Annotated in this window: 16 protein-coding genes and 1 other RNA gene; 4 read left to right on the forward strand and 13 right to left on the reverse strand. The window is 69.2% G+C overall.

Going from position 1 to position 18,566, the window contains the following annotated elements; translation table 11 throughout:
* The first annotated feature begins 90 nt into the window (after positions 1–90).
* Positions 91–1,269 (forward strand): succinyl-diaminopimelate desuccinylase, encoded by a 1,179-nt coding sequence (gene dapE / locus ASF58_RS04885; protein WP_055947939.1) that lies wholly within the window; start codon positions 91–93, stop codon positions 1,267–1,269.
* Positions 1,270–1,313: 44 nt separating this feature from the next.
* Here dapE and ASF58_RS04890 read toward each other — a convergent pair whose 3' ends face one another.
* From ASF58_RS04890 to recR, 5 genes are all read right to left on the reverse strand, one after another.
* Positions 1,314–2,654, reverse strand: a complete 1,341-nt coding sequence (locus ASF58_RS04890; protein WP_055947942.1) for a hypothetical protein — start codon at positions 2,652–2,654, stop codon at positions 1,314–1,316.
* Between the two features lie 77 nt (positions 2,655–2,731).
* Positions 2,732–3,502 carry a tRNA pseudouridine(38-40) synthase TruA gene (truA, locus tag ASF58_RS04895; protein WP_055947945.1) on the reverse strand — a complete coding sequence of 257 codons (771 nt, stop codon included), beginning with the start codon at positions 3,500–3,502 and terminating at the stop codon, positions 2,732–2,734.
* 19 nt (positions 3,503–3,521) lie between these two features.
* Positions 3,522–4,451: a methionyl-tRNA formyltransferase gene (fmt, locus tag ASF58_RS04900; RefSeq protein ID WP_055947947.1), complete on the reverse strand. Its 930-nt coding sequence runs from the start codon at positions 4,449–4,451 to the stop codon at positions 3,522–3,524.
* A 22-nt stretch (positions 4,452–4,473) separates the two neighbouring features.
* A complete protein-coding gene (locus ASF58_RS04905; protein WP_055947950.1) occupies positions 4,474–4,989 on the reverse strand; it encodes a peptide deformylase in 516 nt (171 codons plus the stop codon).
* Positions 4,990–5,095: 106 nt separating this feature from the next.
* Positions 5,096–5,701: a recombination mediator RecR gene (gene recR, locus ASF58_RS04910; RefSeq protein WP_055947953.1), complete on the reverse strand. Its 606-nt coding sequence runs from the start codon at positions 5,699–5,701 to the stop codon at positions 5,096–5,098.
* 417 nt (positions 5,702–6,118) lie between these two features.
* Here recR and ASF58_RS04915 point away from each other — a divergent pair, with 417 nt between their 5' ends.
* Complete coding sequence (locus ASF58_RS04915; protein ID WP_055948882.1) at positions 6,119–7,735, forward strand: phosphoenolpyruvate carboxykinase; 1,617 nt, start codon at positions 6,119–6,121, stop codon at positions 7,733–7,735.
* A 64-nt stretch (positions 7,736–7,799) separates the two neighbouring features.
* On the opposite strand, the gene ASF58_RS04920 is transcribed toward ASF58_RS04915, so the two are convergent.
* The 5 genes from ASF58_RS04920 to ffs all read right to left on the reverse strand — a co-directional run bounded on the left by ASF58_RS04920 (position 7,800) and on the right by ffs (position 12,822).
* Entirely contained in the window at positions 7,800–8,147 is a 348-nt protein-coding gene (locus ASF58_RS04920; protein WP_156375522.1) for a hypothetical protein, read from the reverse strand.
* Positions 8,148–8,276: 129 nt separating this feature from the next.
* On the reverse strand, positions 8,277–10,121 hold the full coding sequence (locus tag ASF58_RS04925; protein ID WP_055947959.1) for a CHASE3 domain-containing protein: 1,845 nt from the start codon (positions 10,119–10,121) through the stop codon (positions 8,277–8,279).
* A 176-nt stretch (positions 10,122–10,297) separates the two neighbouring features.
* Positions 10,298–10,618 (reverse strand): YbaB/EbfC family nucleoid-associated protein, encoded by a 321-nt coding sequence (locus ASF58_RS04930; RefSeq protein WP_055947962.1) that lies wholly within the window; start codon positions 10,616–10,618, stop codon positions 10,298–10,300.
* Positions 10,619–10,683: 65 nt separating this feature from the next.
* Positions 10,684–12,657, reverse strand: a complete 1,974-nt coding sequence (locus tag ASF58_RS04935; protein ID WP_055947965.1) for a DNA polymerase III subunit gamma/tau — start codon at positions 12,655–12,657, stop codon at positions 10,684–10,686.
* A gap of 68 nt (positions 12,658–12,725) precedes the next feature.
* Positions 12,726–12,822, reverse strand: an RNA gene (ffs, locus tag ASF58_RS24730) — signal recognition particle sRNA small type.
* 247 nt (positions 12,823–13,069) lie between these two features.
* Between ffs and ASF58_RS04940 the strand changes: the two genes are divergently transcribed.
* Positions 13,070–13,537, forward strand: a complete 468-nt coding sequence (locus ASF58_RS04940; RefSeq protein ID WP_055947968.1) for a DUF5991 domain-containing protein — start codon at positions 13,070–13,072, stop codon at positions 13,535–13,537.
* A gap of 50 nt (positions 13,538–13,587) precedes the next feature.
* Here ASF58_RS04940 and ASF58_RS04945 read toward each other — a convergent pair whose 3' ends face one another.
* Positions 13,588–13,851 (reverse strand): PepSY domain-containing protein, encoded by a 264-nt coding sequence (locus ASF58_RS04945; protein ID WP_103708487.1) that lies wholly within the window; start codon positions 13,849–13,851, stop codon positions 13,588–13,590.
* A 162-nt stretch (positions 13,852–14,013) separates the two neighbouring features.
* Between ASF58_RS04945 and ASF58_RS04950 the strand changes: the two genes are divergently transcribed.
* Positions 14,014–15,549: a YifB family Mg chelatase-like AAA ATPase gene (locus ASF58_RS04950; protein WP_055947970.1), complete on the forward strand. Its 1,536-nt coding sequence runs from the start codon at positions 14,014–14,016 to the stop codon at positions 15,547–15,549.
* A 2-nt stretch (positions 15,550–15,551) separates the two neighbouring features.
* Here ASF58_RS04950 and ASF58_RS04955 read toward each other — a convergent pair whose 3' ends face one another.
* Both ASF58_RS04955 and scpA read right to left on the reverse strand, forming a co-directional pair.
* Positions 15,552–16,127 carry a YgjV family protein gene (locus ASF58_RS04955; RefSeq protein WP_055947973.1) on the reverse strand — a complete coding sequence of 192 codons (576 nt, stop codon included), beginning with the start codon at positions 16,125–16,127 and terminating at the stop codon, positions 15,552–15,554.
* Positions 16,128–16,274: 147 nt separating this feature from the next.
* Entirely contained in the window at positions 16,275–18,440 is a 2,166-nt protein-coding gene (gene scpA / locus ASF58_RS04960; RefSeq protein ID WP_055947976.1) for a methylmalonyl-CoA mutase, read from the reverse strand.
* Between the last annotated feature and the right edge of the window lie 126 nt (positions 18,441–18,566).

Consider the following 18,566-nt stretch of genomic DNA (forward strand, 5'->3'; position numbering starts at 1 on the left):
TCGCCCGGCGAAAGCCCGGCCGCGAATTGCACCTGCCCGCCCGCCCGCCTATGGCCGTCCGCACCCGGACATCACGCGAGAGTCCCGCCCGTGCCGAACGCGCCCCTCGACCGCTCCCCCCTCGCCCTCGCCCAAGGCCTGATCCGCTGCCCCTCGGTGACTCCGGAAGAGGGGGGCGCACTGGCCTGGCTCGCCGGCATCCTCGCGGGGGCGGGGTTCCGCGTGGAGCGCCCGCGCTTCTCCGAACCGGGCACGCCCGACATCGACAACCTCTACGCCCGCATCGGTACGAAGGCGCCCTGCCTTCTGTTCGCCGGTCACACCGACGTGGTGCCCCCCGGCGATGTCGCCCGTTGGCGCCACGGCCCCTTCGCCGGGACCGTGGAGAACGGGGTGCTGTACGGGCGCGGGGCCGTCGACATGAAGGGTGGGATCGCCTGCATGCTGGCCGCCGTCCTCGACTACCTCGACGTGGCCGGTCCGGATCTTCCGGGATCGATCGGCTTCCTCATCACCGGCGACGAGGAAGGGCCTGCGATCAACGGCACGGTGAAGCTCCTCGAATGGGCCCGGGCCCGGGGCGAGCGCTTCGACCATTGCCTCCTCGGCGAGCCCACCAACCCGGACGTGCTCGGCGACATGATCAAGATCGGCCGGCGCGGCTCGCTCACGGGCCGGCTGACGGTGCAGGGACGCCAGGGCCACGTCGCCTACCCGGACCTCGCCGAAAATCCGATTCCCGGGCTGCTGCGCCTCGCCGCTGCGCTCCTCGCCGCGCCGCTCGATGCCGGCACCCAGCATTTCGGTGCCTCGAACCTGGAATTCACCACCCTCGACGTCGGCAACACGGCCACCAACGTCATCCCGGCCGAGGCGCGCGGCACCTTCAACGTCCGGTTCAACGATCGCTGGACCGCCGAGACCCTGGGTGCCGAGATCCGGGCCCGCCTCGACGCGGCGGCCGGCCGGAGCGTACGCTACAGCCTCGAACTGCTGCCCTCGAACTCACCCGCCTTCCTCACCGAGCCCGACGCCTTCACCGAACTCGTCGCCGGCGCCATCGCCACCGAGACCGGCCGCCGCCCGGTGCTCTCGACCACGGGCGGCACCTCGGATGCGCGTTTCATCAAGGAGGCCTGCCCGGTCATCGAGTTCGGCCTCGTCGGCCAGACCATGCACCAGACCGACGAGTGCGTGCCGGTCGCGGACCTGAACCGGCTCACGGCGATCTACACCCGCGTGCTGGCGGCGTATTTCGCCGGGCGCTAGCCCGTCCGTCGCGACCGCACGCGGGTGTTCGTGGCCCTAGCCTCTCAGGTCGCGTTGCCGGACGCGCCCGCGGGCTGGGCTCGGAAACGCCGGCAGTCCGGCCCGAGGCGGTCGCCCACCGCGATGAAGATCTGGCGCAACCGCTGAACGTGGGGGTCGTCGAGCCGCAATTCGATGCTGGCGACGACCAAGTCGACGGCGGCCTGCCGGTCCGCTGCCGCGTCGATCATGGGCGCGCCCAGGATGATACGGCCGACTTCGAGCAACAGAGCCTCGTTGCGCGTCGCGCTCGGCGCGGCCAGCCGTTCGAGGTCGAACAGGGTCCGCACGCCCAGGGGCCAGAGCCGGATGACTCTCTCGCGCCCGACCGAGCAGCAGAGCTGCGCCTGCGCGACCCAATCCATGATCTGATAAACCCCGTAGGGCGTCTCGACGAACAGCATCAGCGGGTTGGCGGCCGCCAGGTTCTGGGTCGAATGGATGTGGTGGTCGTCGAGACGGACGCGGATCTCACTGTCGATTCCGTCGATGATCTCCACGGGCGTAATCTTGAAGGCGCGAAAGACCTCGCGTTCCTCTCGCTTGAAGTTCTTCAGCTTGTCGCGCTGGAGGATGTTGCGCAGTACGACGTCGGGCATGATGCCGGCGACGAAACAGCCGGTAATCGCCAGGGCGAGCACCAGCGGGGAACGCATCGGGTCCTCAAGCGTCGCGATGGCTTCCGCGAGGCTCGTCCCAAACCGCAGCAGGCCGACCACCAGGATCGGCGCGAGGACGATGCCAATCACGATCTTGATCGTTTCGCCGACGATGGTCGCGGGGCTCAGGTCGAAGTTCTTGATCGCACGGTACAGGTTGCGCAGCGCCGTGAGGTAGCTGCCGGCAAAGGCCGCACAGACGCCGAACAGCCAGACCGCGGTCCGATCCTGGTTCGTCAGACAGGGGCCATCCAGCCACGCGAACCCCGACCCCGTGGCGCACAGAAGCGTCGCAAGCAGCGAGAGGGTATGAAACACAGCGACTGCCGCCAGCACGCTGAAGGCGATGCTGCCGAGGATCCAGGCTGTTGTCGTGAAGTCCTCCCGGTGTCGCGACCGGTCAAAAATATCCAGAGATCCTTCCGATGAATCGGGCGATCCCCCTTTTCCAAACAGCTTGGGTCGGCCAACGAAGTACTTGTACTTCACGAATTCGAAGGATGGGATCAGACGTTGGCTCGAAGGCCCCGCAATGTCGAAGACGGCCGCCAAGTCCCGGACGATCTCCTGTCTCTGACGCTTCACGGCTTCGCGGATTGCGATGAAGATGAAGGGCGAGAGGGCAGCGAAGACGGTTGCGCCGAGGATGAGCAGAGGAACAGGAGGATTCGTCACGGCAAATTCCATCGCCCCGATGCGAATTGCACCGGACGCGACGGATCATCAGGGTTCCTGCCGGCGTATCAACTTAAAGTAAGAAGTTCTTAACTCACGGTTGTGTTATCGACGTAATCGACGCCGACCAGAGTGAGCCCACGGGCGGGAGCCAGGGGGCCGCACCGGCTGCGGTCCCGACTTGCCAGGATCTCGCTCACGTCGTCGGCGCTGATACGGCTGGCGCCGGCCAGCATGAGGGTGCCGACCATCGAACGAACCTGATGATGCAGGAAGGCGCGAGCCGACGTCGCCACCACGATCTCGTCGTGCAGGCCCATCGGCAGGACGGCGACATCCAGCTGATCGAGGGTTCGGATCGGGCTCTTCGCTTGGCACTCGGCGGCCCGGAAGGCGGTGAAGTCGTGCAGCCCGAGGAGGCGTGCGGCCGCGTTGCGCATCAGCCCGACGTCGAGGGGCCAGGGGACTTGCCAGACATGGGCGCGGTTGAGCACGGGGGGGCTGCGCCGGTTGAGGAGGCGGTAGCGATAGTGCCGGCGGGTGGCGGAGTGCCGCGCGTTGAAATCGGCGTCGACGATCTCGGCGCTGAGGATCGCCACCGGGTTCGGGCGCAGATGCGCGTTGAGCGCGTCCCGCACCACATCGGTGCGCCACGCCCGTTCGAGGTCGAGATGAGCCACCTGATGCGTGGCGTGGACGCCGGTATCGGTGCGGCCGGCGCAGGTGAGGCCCGCGACCTCGCCGGAGAAGCGCTTGACCGCCGACTCGATCGCGCCCTGGACGGAGGGCTGCGCGGTCTGGCGCTGCCAGCCGCAGAACGGGCTGCCGTCGTACTCGATGACGAGCTTGTAGCGCGGCATCAGGGGTGAACCGGTGCGGTCATGCCAACGGCGTCCCCGGCGTTCGGTGGGTGCCGCGCACGAATTCGGCCCCGCTGCTGACGCCTCCCTTTCCGGCGCGCCGCACTGCGCACAGGCGCACGGCAGCCTCGCCACAAGCGATCGTTCCCTCGGTGTCGAGGAGCGTACCGGGGGTGCCGGAGCCCGGCACGGCCTCGGCCGAGAGCACCTTCACCCGCTCGGTCCCCTTGCCGAAATCCGCCTCGAAGAAGGCGCCGGGGAACGGCGACAGGCCCTGGACGTGGTTGGCGACCGCGTGGGCCGGTCGGGTCCAGTCGATCCGGGCCTCGTCGTTGGTGATCTTGTGGGCGTAGACCACGCCCTCCGGAGCCTGGGGGGTGAAGGCCAGTGCGTCCCGCTCCACGTCCCGGAGCGCGCGGGCCATGAGGTCGGCGCCGAGCGGCATCAGCGCGTCGTGGAGTTGTCCGGCCGTCATGCCGGGGGTGATGGGAATCCGCGCCTCCAGCGCCACGGGGCCGGTATCGAGGCCGGCCTCCATGCGCATGATGCCGACGCCGCTCTCCGCGTCGCCGGCCATCACGGCACGCTGGATCGGGGCCGCGCCGCGCCAGCGGGGCAGGAGCGAGCCGTGCAGGTTGAGGCAGCCGTGGCGCGGCAGGTCGAGGATCGCCTGAGGCAGGAGCAGGCCGTAGGCGACCACCACAGCGACATCGGCCGCATGGCCGGCGAAGGTCTCGGCGGCCTCCGCACCCTTCAGGCTCGTGGGCGTCAACACCGGCGCGCCGAGGCTCTCGGCCATCGCCTGCACGGGGGAGGGCTTGAGCGCCATGCCGCGTCCGGCCTTGGCCGGCGCACGGGTGTAGACCGCCGCGATGGCGTGGCCGTCGGCGGCGAGGCGCGCCAGGGTCGGCACGGCGAAGTCCGGCGTGCCCATGAAGACGACGCGCATGGCTCTCCCCCCGCACCCGGTCTCAGACGTCGCCGCGCTTGGCCGCCTTGGCGAACTTCTTCACCACCCGGTCGCGCTTCAGCTTCGACAGGTGGTCGATGAACAGCACCCCGTCGAGGTGGTCGATCTCGTGCTGGATGCAGGTCGCCAGCAGCCCGTCGGCCTCGATCTCCTGCTCCCGGCCGTCGAGGTCGCGGAAGCGGACGCGCACGCGGTCGGGCCGCTCGACCTCCCCGTAGAATTCGGGGATCGACAGGCATCCCTCATCGTAGATCCGCTTCTCCTCCGAGGCCCAGACGATCTCGGGGTTGAGGAAGACCTGAGGCTGGCGGTCGTTCTCGTCCTTCGAGGTGTCGATGGTGACGATCCGCTTCGGCACGCCGATCTGGATCGCCGCGAGGCCGACGCCGGGGGCGTCGTACATGGTCTCCAGCATGTCGGCGGCGAGCGTCCGGATCTCGTCGGTCACGGGGCCGACCGGCGCGGAGGCAAGGCGCAAGCGCGCATCGGGCAGGATCACGAGGGGGCGGATGGTCATGGGGCGATCGGACTTGAAACGGGTGCGGGGCGGGCGGCGGCCTTGAGCCCCCGCAGATACGGGTGCACCGGAGGCCGGTCAAATACCAGGCCTGCGCGTTCCGGAGTCAGAACGGCGTGCGGCTGCGGATCGCGGCGGTGAGGGTGCCCTCGTCGAGGTAGTCGAGCTCGCCGCCGACCGGGACGCCGTGGGCGAGGCGGGTCACCTTGAGGCCGTGCGCCTTCAGGGACTCGGTGACGTAGTGGGCCGTCGTCTGCCCGTCGACGGTGGCGTTGAGAGCCAGGATGATCTCCCGCATGGCCGGGTCGGCGGCGCGGGCCACGAGGCTGTCGAGGTTGAGGTGCTCGGGCCGCACGCCGTCGAGGGCCGAGAGCACGCCGCCGAGGACGTGGTAGCGGGCCGTCACCGCGCCGGAGCGCTCCAGGGCCCAGAGGTCCGAGACGTCCTCCACCACCACCAGGGTGGCCGGGTCGCGCGCCGCGTCGCAGCAGATCGTGCAGGGATCGCGCGTATCGACGTTGCCGCAGGCCTGGCACACGACGATGCGTTCCGACGCCACCCGCATCGCGTCCGCCAGGGGCGCCAGCAGCGTCTCGCGCTTCTTGATGAGCTGCAGGGCGGCGCGGCGGGCGGAGCGGGGCCCCAGGCCCGGCATGCGGGCCAGAAGCTGGATCAGGCGCTCGATCTCGGGACCGGCGACGGCTTGTGCCATGGACGCAAATTCTCGTGACGGTGGGGACGCCCACGCGGCGGACGGCGGAGCGGTAGGCGGATGAGACGGTGCAGCTCCGGCGCGCCCGGCTGTTCCGCACCGCCTGACATAGGGTTTCCGGCCCGGAATTTCGCCCCCGGCGTTCCGGAAACGCGCCGAAAAGCTTGTCGCGCCGGCCCGGTTCACGGGGGCGCTCGGGCGCTCATCCTGGTCATGTAAGACTTTTTGTTGGCCAACAGGCGGATTGACGGCAACGGTGCCGTCTCTATGCAGGAGAGGCGCGGAACTCGAGCGGTGAACCTGCGCGCGGTGGACCTGACCAACCACGCGGACGCTCGAGATCCGAACGAATACGGAGAGCCGGCAGGGCTCCCGTCATGGGTGGCGACGCGATCAGGTGCCCGAGGAGAGATGAGCGTGACGAATATTGGCCCGTTCAATGCAGCGCACGGTTCCGAAGCCATCGGGCTGCGCAACCTGAAGGCGGTTCACTGGAACCTCGAGGTTCCCCGCCTCTACGAAGAGGCTCTGGCGCGTGGCGAGGGCCAGCTCGCCCGGGGTGGTGCCTTCGTGGCCACCACCGGGTCTCACACCGGCCGCTCGCCCAAGGACAAGTTCGTGGTGCGCGACGACGCCACGGAGAACGAGATCTGGTGGGACAACAACGGCGCGATCACGCCCGAGCAGTTCGAGACCCTGTACGCTGATTTCCTCGCCCATGCGGAGGGTCGCGAGCTCTTCGCCCAGGACCTGCGCGGCGGCGCCGACCCCTCGCACGGCGTCAACGCACGGGTGTACACGGAGCTCGCCTGGCACTCCCTGTTCATCCGGAACCTGCTGATCCGGCCGGATCGCGCGTCGCTCGCGGGCTACGTCCCCGAGCTGACGATCATCGACCTGCCGAGCTTCCAGGCTGAGCCGCACCGCCACGGCTGCCGCTCGAAGACGGTGATCGCCATCGACTTCGCGCGCAAGCTCGTCCTCATCGGCGGCTCGGCCTATGCCGGCGAAATGAAGAAGTCGGTCTTCACCTACCTGAACTACATCTTGCCCAAGGCCGGCGTGATGCCGATGCACTGCTCGGCCAACGCGGCCCTCGACGAGGCCGGCGACTCGGCCCTGTTCTTCGGCCTGTCCGGCACCGGCAAGACCACCCTCTCCAACGATTCCTCGCGCCAGCTCCTGGGCGACGACGAGCACGGCTGGAGCCGGGAGGGCATTTTCAACTTCGAGGGCGGTTGCTACGCCAAGACCATCCGCCTCTCGCGCAATGCCGAGCCGGAGATCTACGCCACCACCGAGCGCTTCGGCACGGTGATGGAGAACGTGGTGATCGACCCCGAGACCCGGATCCCGGACTTCGACGACGCCTCGCTCACCGAGAACACCCGGTGCGCCTATCCGCTCGACTTCATCGCCAATGCGAGCGCCACGGGGCGTGCCGCGCATCCCAAGAACATCGTGATGCTCACCTGCGATGCCTTCGGCGTGATGCCGCCGATCGCCAAGCTGACCGGCGCCGAGGCGATGTACCACTTCCTGTCCGGTTACACCGCCAAGGTTGCCGGCACGGAGCGGGGGCTGACCGCACCCGAGGCGACGTTCTCGACCTGCTTCGGTGCACCGTTCATGCCCCGCCACCCCAGCGTCTACGGCAACCTGCTGCGGGACCTGATCGCCGATCATGACGTGGATTGCTGGCTCGTGAACACCGGCTGGACCGGCGGCGGCGTCGGCACCGGGCGCCGCATGCCGATCCGGGTCACGCGCCGCCTGCTCACGGCCGCCCTCGACGGCTCCCTGGCGCATGTCGAGTTCCGGCGGGACCCCTATTTCGGCTTCCAGGTGCCCGTCGCGGTCCCGGGCGTCGAGACGGAGGTGCTCTCTCCGATCGAGACCTGGACCAACAAGCCCGCCTTCCACGAGACCGCGACGCGCCTCGTCACGATGTTCCAGGAGAACTTCAAGCGCTTCGCCGCCCACGTGGACGCGGATGTCCGCGCTGCCGAACCGGTGCGCTCCGCGGCCGCCTGAGCACTCGCCTTCCGGGGCGCGGCGCGCGAGCGTCCGCGTCCCGGCACGGAGTCCGATGCGGGCGCTACGGTTTCGGGATCGGACCGGTCGCAGGATCTTCGCCGCACAGCGCATCGTCGCACAGGACCTCGGGGGCATTCTCCCGCGCTTCGCGGAAGAGGACGCCGACTTCGTTCCCGCTGGACCAGATCGTGTGCGCCCGGTAGGCGGTCTCGCCCGGATCGAGGAAGAGGTCGAAGCTGTCCGGGACCTCGACCTCCGAGCAGAACGCGACACGCGCCCCGATGGGCGACAGGTTTCGCACGAGGCAGGGCGTTGTCTCGGCCGATGCCCCGTCGAGGGCAACACGACCGGACAGATGCGTCGAGGCTCGAACGGCGTGGCGATGCTCATCCATGCCGTCAGCAGACACGGGCATCCGTTAAGACAGCCCGACTTCAATCGGTGAAATGCGAGGCTATCGCCTGCAGACCGGTTGATGGCGGGGTAAATCGTGCCTCCGCCCGGGCATTCGGCACGCCGGCGTGCCGGGCAGGATCGCTCAGGCCGCCTCGCGCACCATCGCCTGACGCACCTTCAGGGCCAGCTGCTCCAGCGTATAGGGCTTGGCCAGCAACTGCACGTCCGCGTCGACGAGCCCGTTATGCACGATGGCGTTGCGCGTATAGCCCGTCGTGAACAGAACCGGCAGGTCGGGCCGGCGCTGGTGGACGGCCTCGGCGAGTTCGCGACCGTTGACCTCCGGCATGACGACGTCGGTGAAGAGCAGTGCGATCTCGGGATGCGTGTCGAGCATCTGCAGGGCATCCTTGGCGCCCTCGGCATGGATCACGGTGTAACGCAGGTCGCGCAAGGCCTCGACGGCCAGGTCGCGCACACCGTCCTCGTCCTCGACGACCAGGATCACCTCCCGGGCCGAGCCCTCCGGGAGCATCGTCGGCGTGACGCGCTCCATCTCGGCGGCGTCACCGAAATGACGCGGCAGGTAGAGCCGGACCGTCGTTCCCCGCTCGGGTTCGGAATAGATCGCCACGTGCCCGCCGGACTGGCGAACGAAGCCGTAGACTTGGCTGAGACCGAGGCCGGTGCCCTGTCCGACGGGTTTCGTCGTGAAGAACGGATCGAACGCCTTGGCGGCAACGTCGGGCGGCATGCCGCTCCCGCTGTCCGTCAGGGCCACGAGGACGTATTGGCCGGCCGGAACGCCGGGATTCTGGGCGGCATAGGCCTCGTCGAGATGGACGTTGTCGGTCTCGATGATGAGGCGGCCGCCCTTCGGCATCGCGTCGCGGGCGTTCACCGCCAGGTTGAGAATCGCGTTCTCCAGTTGGTTGGCATCGGCCTGCGTGGTCCAGAGGTCGGGGGCCGCCACGGTCTCGATCCGGATGGATTCACCGAGGCTGCGGCGCAGCAGGTCGGACATCGCGGCGATGAGACGGTTACAGGCGATGGCCTCCGGGGCCAGGGGCTGCTTGCGAGCGAAGGCAAGCAGCCGATGCGTGAGGGTCGCTGCCCGGTCGGCGCCCTTGAGGGCCTGCTCGGCGTAGCGCTCCACCGCATGCTCTCCGCGCTCCAGCCGCCGCTTGAGGAGGCTGAGATTGCCGATGATGATCGCCAGCATGTTGTTGAAGTCGTGCGCGAGGCCGCCGGTGAGTTGACCGAGGGCCTCCATCTTCTGGGATTGCCGCAGGCGGTCCTCGAGCATGTCCCGGGTGGCGGCGGCCTCGATCAGGGAGGCGTTCGCTTCCTGCAGGGCGGCGTGGGCACGGAGTGTGCGCTGATGCCGCTGGCCCGCATCGATCACCACGTAGGCACCCAGCACGACCACCAGGATGACGGCCGCCGCGACGGCGAGTTGCACCTGGCGTGCCGCCTCGCCCGCCTGTTCCTGACGGCGGATCAGGCGGCTGTAATTGTCGGCCTGGGCCTCCCCGAAGAGCGTGCGGACCTCGTCCATGAGGTGCTTGCCCTCGCCGGAGCGCATGCGCGCCAGGGCCGCTTCGACCTGGCCGGCGCGGCGCAGGACGATGGTCTCCTGCATTTCCGCGACCTTGGCTTCGGCGGCGTGGCTCAGCCGGGCGATGATCGCCGCCATGCCGGGATTGCGTGCCACGGCCTCCGCGATGGTGGACAGGCGACCGGGCGTCCTCGCGACGGCCTCCTCGTAGAGCTTGAGGTAAATCTCGTCGCCCGAGAGGAGAAACCCCCGCTGACCCGATTCGGCATCCTGGATGCCGGAATACAGGGTGAAGATGGCGTCTCGAATGCGGACGCTGCGACGCAGTTCGGCTCGGTTCGCATCCTGCTCCGCAACCAGGCTGGCTGTCGCAGCAACTGTTGCGATCAGGAGTAGAAAGCCGACGATCAGGGGTGCAATGTCCCTCAAGCGTCCCGGTACAACCTTGGGCTGTATCGGCGTAACCCGAGGAAGATGCGCATCAAAGTTCATGATCCGGCCGGCGGGAGAACGTTGGAGACCCAACGTTCCACTCCGCCGGCTCTATGGCAACGCTTCAACGACCAAATTGTGATCGATGTTGCTCAATTGCCGGATTGACGGACTTAGAACAGCTTCATGCCCGGGGGGATCGGCAGGCCCTTTGTGAGCTCGGCCATCCGCTCGGCTGCAACCTGTTCGGCCTTGCCGCGGGCATCGTTGACGGCGGCCACGATGAGGTCCTCGAGGATCTCGCGCTCGTCGGCCACCAGCATGGCGGGGTCGAGCTGCACGCCCTTCACGAGGCCCTTCGCCGTCATCGTCACCCGGACCGCGCCCCCGCCCGACGCACCGGACACCTCGACGGTGTCGAGCTCGTCCTGCAGGGAGGCCATCTTCTCCTGCATGGCCTGGGCCTGCTTCATGATGCCCATGAGGTCGCGCATCGGGTCTGCCCTCTCTCGTTCCGGAATTGGGATGGATCACATCTGGGGCGCCACGGCCCCGGAGGCTATGCCTCGTCGTCGGGCTCGTCGGTTTCCGCTTCCCCGGTGGGCGCGGCCTCGATCGCCGGCGACCCCTCGGGCGCCTTGTCGCGCACGTCGACGATCTGCGCGCCCGGGAAGCGGGCCAGGACCTCGCGGACCAGCGGATGGGCGGCGGCGTTCTGGTGGCGGGTCTCGGTGGCGGCGCGCGCGGTCGCGTCGAGGGTCGGATCGCCGGCCTCCTTCGACAGGGCGACGATCCAGCGCCGGCCGGTCCAGGCATCCAGGGCGCGGGCGAGGTCGTTGGCGATGCTCTGACGCCCGCCCTCGGCGAGGCGGAACTCGATGCGGCCCTCCTCGAAGCGCACGAGGTGGACCTCGCGCTCCAGGGCCATCTTCAGGCCGATATCGCGCTTGGCATCGGCCAGGGCGACGACGTCGGTGAATCGGAGGAGGCGCGGCGCTTCGGGCTGCGGCGCCGGAGCCGGGTTTGCCAGGGCCGGGTTTGCCAAGGCTGGGTTTGCCAAGGCCGGGTTTGCCAAGGCCGGGCGCGCCCCGCCGCCATGGGCCGCCATGGTCAGGGCAGGGCGCGGCGGTGGCTCCCCGGAGAAGGTCGGGATCGGCGACAGGGCCGGGCGGGCCTCGGCCATGGTGGCCCCCGGGGACGGGGACACGGCCAGGGACGGGGCCACGGCGGGGGACTGCACGGCTAGGGACGGGGATTCGGCGGGGGACGGGGCCGCGGTACCGGTGGTCGCCGCCGGGCCCGTCAGCGCCTGGGCCTTCATCTGGCGCAGGGCCTCGTCCGGGGTCGGCAGGTCGGCGGCGTAGGCGAGGCGCACCAGGGCCATCTCGGCCGCCGCCAGGGGCCGGGTGGCCGTCTGCACCTCGGGGATCGCCTTGAGCAGAATCTGCCAGGCCCGCGACAGCACCCGGACCGAGAGGGTCTTGGTGAAGTCGCGTCCGCGCGACCGCTCCGCCTCGCTCAGGGTCGGGTCGGCGGCGGCCTCTTCCGGCACCAGCTTCAGGCGGGTGACGAGGTGCGTGAAGCTCGCGAGGTCGGACAGGATCACGGCCGGATCCGCGCCGGCCTCGTACTGCCCGCGCACCTCTGCGAAGGAGGCCGGGATGTCGCCGCGCATCACCGCCTCGAACAGGTCGACGATGCGGCCGCGATCCGCCAGCCCCAGCATGTCGCGCACGCTCTGGGCGCTGACGAGGCCGGCCCCGTGGGCGATCGCCTGGTCGAGGAGCGAGAGCGCGTCGCGCACGGAGCCCTCGGCCGCCCGGGTGATCGCCGCCAGCGCCTCGGCGTCGGCCTCGACGGATTCGGCGGCGCAGATCCGGCCGAGGTGCCCGACCAGGGTCTCCGCCTCGACGCGGCGCAGGTCGAAGCGCTGGCAGCGGGACAGGATTGTCACCGGTACCTTGCGGATCTCGGTGGTGGCGAAGACGAACTTGGCGTGCGGCGGCGGCTCCTCCAGGGTCTTCAGGAAGGCGTTGAACGCCTTCTCCGAGAGCATGTGGACCTCGTCGACGATGTAGACCTTGTAGCGGGCCGAGACCGGCGAATAGCGGATGCCGTCGATGATGCCGCGCACGTCGTCGATGCCGGTGTGCGAGGCGGCATCCATCTCCAGCACGTCCATGTGCCGGGATTCCATGATGGCCTGGCAGTGCCGGCCGAGCTCCGGCATCGCGATGGTGGGGCCCGTATCGGGATGGCCGTCGCGCACGTAGTTCAGGCCGCGGGCGAGGATCCGGGCCGTGGTGGTCTTGCCGACGCCGCGCACGCCGGTGAGCATCCAGGCCTGGGGAATGCGGTTGGCTGCGAAGGCATTGGCCAAGGTTCGCACCATGGCGCCCTGGCCGATCAGATCGTCGAAGTTCTGGGGCCGGTACTTGCGCGCCAGCACCCGATAGGGTGTGGCGGCCGGGGTCGGCTCGGGAAGGCCGGGCAGGAGCCCGGCGTCGCTCAGAGGACCGGAGGTCGCGTCCATGCCGCCTTGCTGGGTTGGTGCGGCTCCGGTCGGAGGGTGCCGCCACGCGAGCCCGAGGCATCGATCGAGGTGGGAGGCTGGACGAAGACCCGCTCGGTCTCGTTAGGGCTGCTTCCTTCCGGACCTGACCCGGTTGGCGAGTGAAACGTCCCTCGCCAACCTCCCGAGCGCTATATGGCCGCCGCGCGCGACGGATGCAAGCGGAGTCCGGGTCACGACGCGGAGTCCGGGTATTCCACGGAGATTTTCGGTATTCCAAGCGAATGCAGGGTATTCCAAGCGAATGCGGTGTATTCCGAGCGAAATCCGCCTCGGAGGGCGGCTCGCGACAGCCCGCGGCGTGCCCGCAAATCGCCCGATCCCTGCGCCAACGTCCGCCCCCTGACCTGTATCGTCCAAGAGGGAGACGCCGATGACGCGGCGGTTCGGCTTGAGCCTGATGGTATCCACGTGCCTCGCAGCGGGTCTGATGGCGGCATCTGCTGCGCCCGAGGCGCCGAGAGCCTGGGCGGGCCGCTATCTCTACGAGCACGATGGTGGTCGCACCGTCGGCGGATCGCCGATCGTCGTCACCTACGAACTCAACATCGCTCCGGGACGCGGCAACCGTGACTGTCTGTTGCGGATCGAGGGCTTCCAGACCGACGAGACCATCGTCTGCAAGGCGAGCGGTACGGCCGAGAGCGTGTCCGTTGCGTTTCACACCTTCGGCGACGGCCGCACGGTCAACGCCTACGGTACGCGGCTCTACGATGTCGGCCTGAACCTGTTCGAGATGCACCGGGGCGGCGACGCCGTCCTGACGCAGTGGCGCGCGCTCAATCCGAGCGGTGCCGGCTCGGCCGCGCCGGCCGGCACCTATTTTACCCGTCAGGGCTGAACGTCGAAGCGAGGCCTATTCGGCGGTCCGGCCCAGATGAGCATCGTGGACTATTCGGCCTTGCGCTTCACGATGGCGAAGGTCTTGGGGTCGAGTTCCAGGTCGAACTGCTTCCCATTGGCGTCGATGGCATCGTCGACTTCGATCTCGTCGTCCTCGACCTCGATCTTCTTCCATTTGGTGAAGCCTTCCTGCTTCAGCACGGCTTCGATCTTGGTCTGCTCCTCCGGGGTCGGCTTCCGGTCGGCGAAGGCGGATCCGGTGAAGGCGAGGCCGAGGGCGAGGGCGGTGAGGCCCGTGAGCTTGATCGACATGGTGTCTCCCTGCTGTGTTGAGAAATGTTTCTGACCCCAGTCGAACCACTCAGCCTGGGTGAGGTTCCTGCCGACGTCGTGCGATGGCTGCGCCCAGAGGTTGTGTCCGGGGGCGGTGCCTCCTAGGGTCGCCGGATCTTTCCGCTCCAGGATCGGTCCAGCATGGTCACGCGCGTCGCCACCGTGGCGTTCGAGGGCATCGAGGCGCGGGCCGTCGATGTTCAGGTTCAGATCGCCCCCGGCATCGTCGCCTTCACGGTGGTGGGCCTCGCCGACAAGGCCGTGGCGGAATCCCGGGAGCGCGTGCGGTCGGCGCTGATCGCCTCCGGCCTCGCCCTGCCGGCCAAGCGCATCACCGTCAATCTTGCCCCGGCCGACCTGCCGAAGGAGGGCTCGCACTACGACCTGCCGATCGCCCTGGCGGTGATGGGGGCCATCGGCGCCCTGCCGGCGGATGCGCTCGCGGGCTACTGCGTTCTCGGCGAACTCGCCCTCGACGGCACGATCACGGCCGTGTCCGGCGTCCTGCCCGCCGCCATGGCGGCCAGTGCCCTCGGCCTCGGCCTGATCTGCCCGGCCGCGACCGGGCCCGAGGCCGCGTGGGCCGGCGGCGACCTCGACGTGCTGGCGCCGCGCTCCCTCATCCAGCTCGCCAACCACTTCAAGGGTACCCAGGTCATGGCCCGGCCGGAGCCGGCGGTGGCCGCGCCGGGCGCCGCCTTGCCGGACCTGCGCGACATCAAGGGTCAGGAGGGGGCCAAGCGCGCCCTGGAGATCGCGGCGGCCGGCGGCCACAACCTGCTGATGAACGGGCCACCGGGAGCGGGCAAGTCGATGCTCGCCGCGCGCCTCCCCTCGATCCTGCCGCCACTGGCGCCGCGGGAACTCCTCGAAGTCTCGATGATCCAGTCGGTGGCGGGCGAACTGAAGGGCGGCGCGCTCTCGAACCGGCGCCCGTTCCGGCAGCCCCACCATTCCGCCTCCATGGCGGCCCTGGTCGGCGGGGGCATCAATGCCCGTCCGGGCGAGGCCTCGCTCGCCCATGGCGGCGTGCTGTTCCTCGACGAATTGCCGGAGTTCACGCCCCAGGTGCTCGATTCCCTGCGCCAGCCGATGGAGACCGGGACGATCATGATCGCGCGGGCCAACCACCGCGTGACCTACCCAGCCCGCTTCCAGCTCGTCGCCGCGATGAATCCCTGCCGCTGCGGGCAGGCGCTGGAGCCGGGCTACGCCTGCCGCCGGGGGCCGAACGAGCGCTGCGTCGCCCAGTACGGCGCGCGGATCTCTGGGCCGCTCCTCGATCGTATCGACCTGCGCATCGAGGTCGGGGCGGTGACGGCCGCCGACCTCATCCTGCCACCGCCCTCGGAGGGCTCGGCCGAGATGGCGGCGCGCGTGGCGACCGCCCGCGCTCTGCAGGCTGCGCGCTACGCGGCCTACGATCCCGACGCGACGTTCACCAATGCCACTTGCCCGTCGCCGGTGATCGAGGCCGTCGCCGCGCCGGACCCGGAGGGCGCCGCCCTGATCCGGTCGGCCGCCGAGACCATGCGGCTCTCGGCGCGCGGCTTCCACCGGACCCTGCGCGTCGCCCGCACCCTGGCCGACCTCGACGGCGAGGCCCAGGTCCGCCGCCTCCACCTCGCCGAGGCCCTGTCCTATCGCGGGCGGACGGAGCAGCCCGTCGCGGTATGACCTCAGGCGGCGGGGAGCACCTGCGATGCAGGGTGCCGCCGCTGGTGGCGGATCAGCGCAAGCGTCAGGCCCGACAGGGTGAGCAGGTCGCAGGTGAGCCCGAAGACCGAGCCGACCAGGGCGTTATGAAAGGCCCAGCACAGGCTGGCGCCGAGGAAGAGCCGCCGCATACCCTGCGGGTCGCCCTGGAGGCGCGCGGCCGTCGCCAGCAGGGCCCCGAGCCCGGCACAGGCCGAGGGACCGCCGTTCCAGGTCGCCAGGGTCAGGCCGGCGGCGACGAGGGTTGTCGCGGCGAAGAGGGGACCAACCCAGGGAGCGCGGCCCTGCGGCCCGATCGCATGCGCCGAGACCAGGTTCTGCAGGAGGGCGATGGCGCACATGGCCGTGCCGGTGAGCGCACCGAGATGCAGGTAGTGTAGGCCGAACGCGGTGGCGCATCCGGCGGAGGCGAGGAGCATCCCGCGGCGATGCGGCATGATCCCGGCGGCGAATCCCAGCAGCAGGCCGAGGGTTCCGAAGAGGTCGAGATGTGGTTTCGCTGCTGCCCAGCCGATCTGAGCCCACTCGATGACAATCATGGTCCGCGCCCGGTCGGCGCAGAAGCGCGCCGCACTCGATGCAGGCGCTAGGTCGTCATGGTAACCGGTCGGTTAACGCGTCTTGTCGAGGGCCGGAGCTGTCGTCCGACTGCCACAGCGGGCGAACGGACCGCCCGCTGGACCGTCCTATTCCGCGGCCTGGCGGGCGGCGTAGCCGAGCCGCCCGTTCAGCTCCTCGATCAGCTTCACGGCGGCCTCCGCGATGACGGTGCCGGGCGGGAAGATCGCCGAGGCACCGGCGGCGTAGAGGGCGTCGTAGTCGCCGGGTGGGATCACGCCGCCGATGACGATCATCACGTCGCCGCGGCCCTGCTCCGTCAGCGCCGCCTTGAGCTCGGGCACCAGGGTCAGGTGGCCGGCAGCCAGCGACGACACGCCGACGATGTGGACGTCGTTCTCCACCGCCTGCCGCGCCGCCTCGGCGGGAGTCGCAAAGAGCGGTCCGATATCCACGTCGAAGCCGAGATCGGCGAAGGCGGAAGCGATGACCTTCTGGCCGCGGTCGTGGCCGTCCTGCCCCATCTTGGCGACGAGGATGCGCGGGCGGCGCCCGTCATTTTCCTCGAAGGTCTCCACGAGCTTGCGAACGGTCTCGACCACCGGCGACATGCCACCCACCTCCCGCTTGTAGACGCCCGAGATCGAGCGGATCTCGGCCCGGTGACGGCCCCAGGCCTTCTCCAGCGCATCCGAGATCTCGCCGACCGTGGCCTTGGCCCGCGCCGCACTGACCGCGAGTTCGAGCAGGTTGCCCTGGCCCTGTGCCGCGGCCGTGAGGGCGGCCAGCGCCGCGTCGACGTCGGCCTGGCTGCGCTCGGCGCGCAGGCGCTTCAGCTTGTCGATCTGCAGGGTGCGGACGTTGCCGTTGTCGACCCGCATCAGCTCGATGGCGCGATCGTCGTCGGGCTTGTACTTGTTGACGCCAACGATGGTCTGGCGGCCGGAATCGATCCGAGCCTGGGCGCGGGCGGCGGCCTCCTCGATTCGCAGCTTCGGGATGCCGGCCTCGATGGCCTTGGCCATGCCGCCGAGCTCGTCGACTTCGCGCAGGTGCTCCCAGGCGCGGGTGACGATGTCCTGGGTCAGCTTCTCGACGTAGTAGGAGCCGCCCCACGGATCGACGATGCGGGTGGTGCCGCTCTCCTGCTGCAGGAAGAGCTGCGTGTTGCGGGCGATGCGGGCCGAGAAGTCGGTGGGCAGGGCCAGCGCCTCGTCGAGCGCGTTGGTGTGCAGGGACTGGGTGCCGCCCTGCGTCGCCGCCATCGCCTCGATGCACGTCCGGGTAACGTTGTTGAACACGTCCTGGGCGGTCAGCGACCAGCCCGAGGTCTGGCTGTGCGTGCGCAGCGGCAACGACTTGTCGCTCTTCGGTTCGAACTCCTTGACGAGCTTGGCCCAGATCAGGCGCGCAGCCCGCATCTTGGCGATCTCCATGAAGAAGTTCGTCGAGATCGCCCAGAAGAACGACAGGCGCGGGGCGAACTGGTCGATGGTCAGGCCAGCCGCCAGACCCGCCTTGATGTACTCGACCCCATCCGCCAGCGTGTAGGCGAGCTCGAGGTCGTTCGTCGCCCCGGCCTCCTGCATGTGGTAGCCGGAGATCGAGATCGAGTTGAACTTCGGCATGTTCTTCGACGTGTAGGCGAAGATGTCGCCGATGATCCGCATCGAACCCGCCGGCGGGTAGATGTAGGTGTTGCGGACCATGAACTCCTTGAGGATGTCGTTCTGGATCGTGCCGGCGAGCTTCTCCGGCGGCACGCCCTGCTCCTCGGCCGCGACGATGTAGAGGGCGAGGATCGGCAGCACCGCGCCGTTCATCGTCATCGAGACGGTCATCTCGTCCAGCGGGATGCCGGAGAACAGCGTCCGCATGTCGTAGATCGAATCGATCGCCACGCCGGCCATGCCGACATCGCCCGAGACACGCGGGTGATCGGAATCGTAGCCGCGGTGGGTGGCAAGGTCGAAAGCCACCGACAGGCCCTTCTGCCCGGCGGCGAGGTTGCGCCGGTAGAAGGCGTTCGAATCCTCCGCCGTGGAGAACCCGGCATACTGCCGGATCGTCCAGGGCTGGGTCACGTACATCGTCGGGTAGGGACCGCGCAGGTAGGGTGCCACCCCTGGGTAGGTGTCGAGGAACTCGATGCCGTCGCGATCCTCGGGGCCGTAGACGCCCTTCACCGGAATGCCCTCGGGCGTCATCCAGGGCTCGCCCGTGGGCGGCACCGGAGCCGGGATGGCATCGGCCGCGTAGGGAACGGTCGCGAAGTCGGGGATGCGAGACGTCATGGGCTCTGGCTCGTGCGGCAGCGGCGTCCCTGCATTATAGGTACGCGCACAATCTGGGCTACCTCTAACCGGACTTCGCCCGGATGGGGCCGGCAAAACCGTCACTTTCGCGCATGCGAGCGGCAA

The organism is Methylobacterium sp. Leaf125 (genome assembly GCF_001423085.1).
Classification (GTDB): Bacteria; Pseudomonadota; Alphaproteobacteria; order Rhizobiales; family Beijerinckiaceae; genus Methylobacterium.

Excerpts from the sequence above, each read along its gene's own strand:
- ASF58_RS04950 (WP_055947970.1), top strand. The coding sequence starts at position 14,014 with ATGGTCACGCGCGTCGCCACCGTGGCGTTCGAGGGCATCGAGGCGCGG.
- ASF58_RS04935 (WP_055947965.1), bottom strand. The coding sequence starts at position 12,657 with ATGGACGCGACCTCCGGTCCTCTGAGCGACGCCGGGCTCCTGCCCGGC.
- truA (WP_055947945.1), bottom strand. The coding sequence starts at position 3,502 with ATGCCGCGCTACAAGCTCGTCATCGAGTACGACGGCAGCCCGTTCTGC.
- ASF58_RS04905 (WP_055947950.1), bottom strand. The coding sequence starts at position 4,989 with ATGACCATCCGCCCCCTCGTGATCCTGCCCGATGCGCGCTTGCGCCTT.
- recR (WP_055947953.1), bottom strand. The coding sequence starts at position 5,701 with ATGGCACAAGCCGTCGCCGGTCCCGAGATCGAGCGCCTGATCCAGCTT.
- ASF58_RS04945 (WP_103708487.1), bottom strand. The coding sequence starts at position 13,851 with ATGTCGATCAAGCTCACGGGCCTCACCGCCCTCGCCCTCGGCCTCGCC.
- ASF58_RS04955 (WP_055947973.1), bottom strand. The coding sequence starts at position 16,127 with ATGATTGTCATCGAGTGGGCTCAGATCGGCTGGGCAGCAGCGAAACCA.
- fmt (WP_055947947.1), bottom strand. The coding sequence starts at position 4,451 with ATGCGCGTCGTCTTCATGGGCACGCCGGACTTCGCCGTGCCGACCCTG.
- ASF58_RS04930 (WP_055947962.1), bottom strand. The coding sequence starts at position 10,618 with ATGCGCGACCTCATGGGCATCATGAAGCAGGCCCAGGCCATGCAGGAG.
- scpA (WP_055947976.1), bottom strand. The coding sequence starts at position 18,440 with ATGACGTCTCGCATCCCCGACTTCGCGACCGTTCCCTACGCGGCCGAT.
- ASF58_RS04940 (WP_055947968.1), top strand. The coding sequence starts at position 13,070 with ATGACGCGGCGGTTCGGCTTGAGCCTGATGGTATCCACGTGCCTCGCA.
- ASF58_RS04890 (WP_055947942.1), bottom strand. The coding sequence starts at position 2,654 with ATGGAATTTGCCGTGACGAATCCTCCTGTTCCTCTGCTCATCCTCGGC.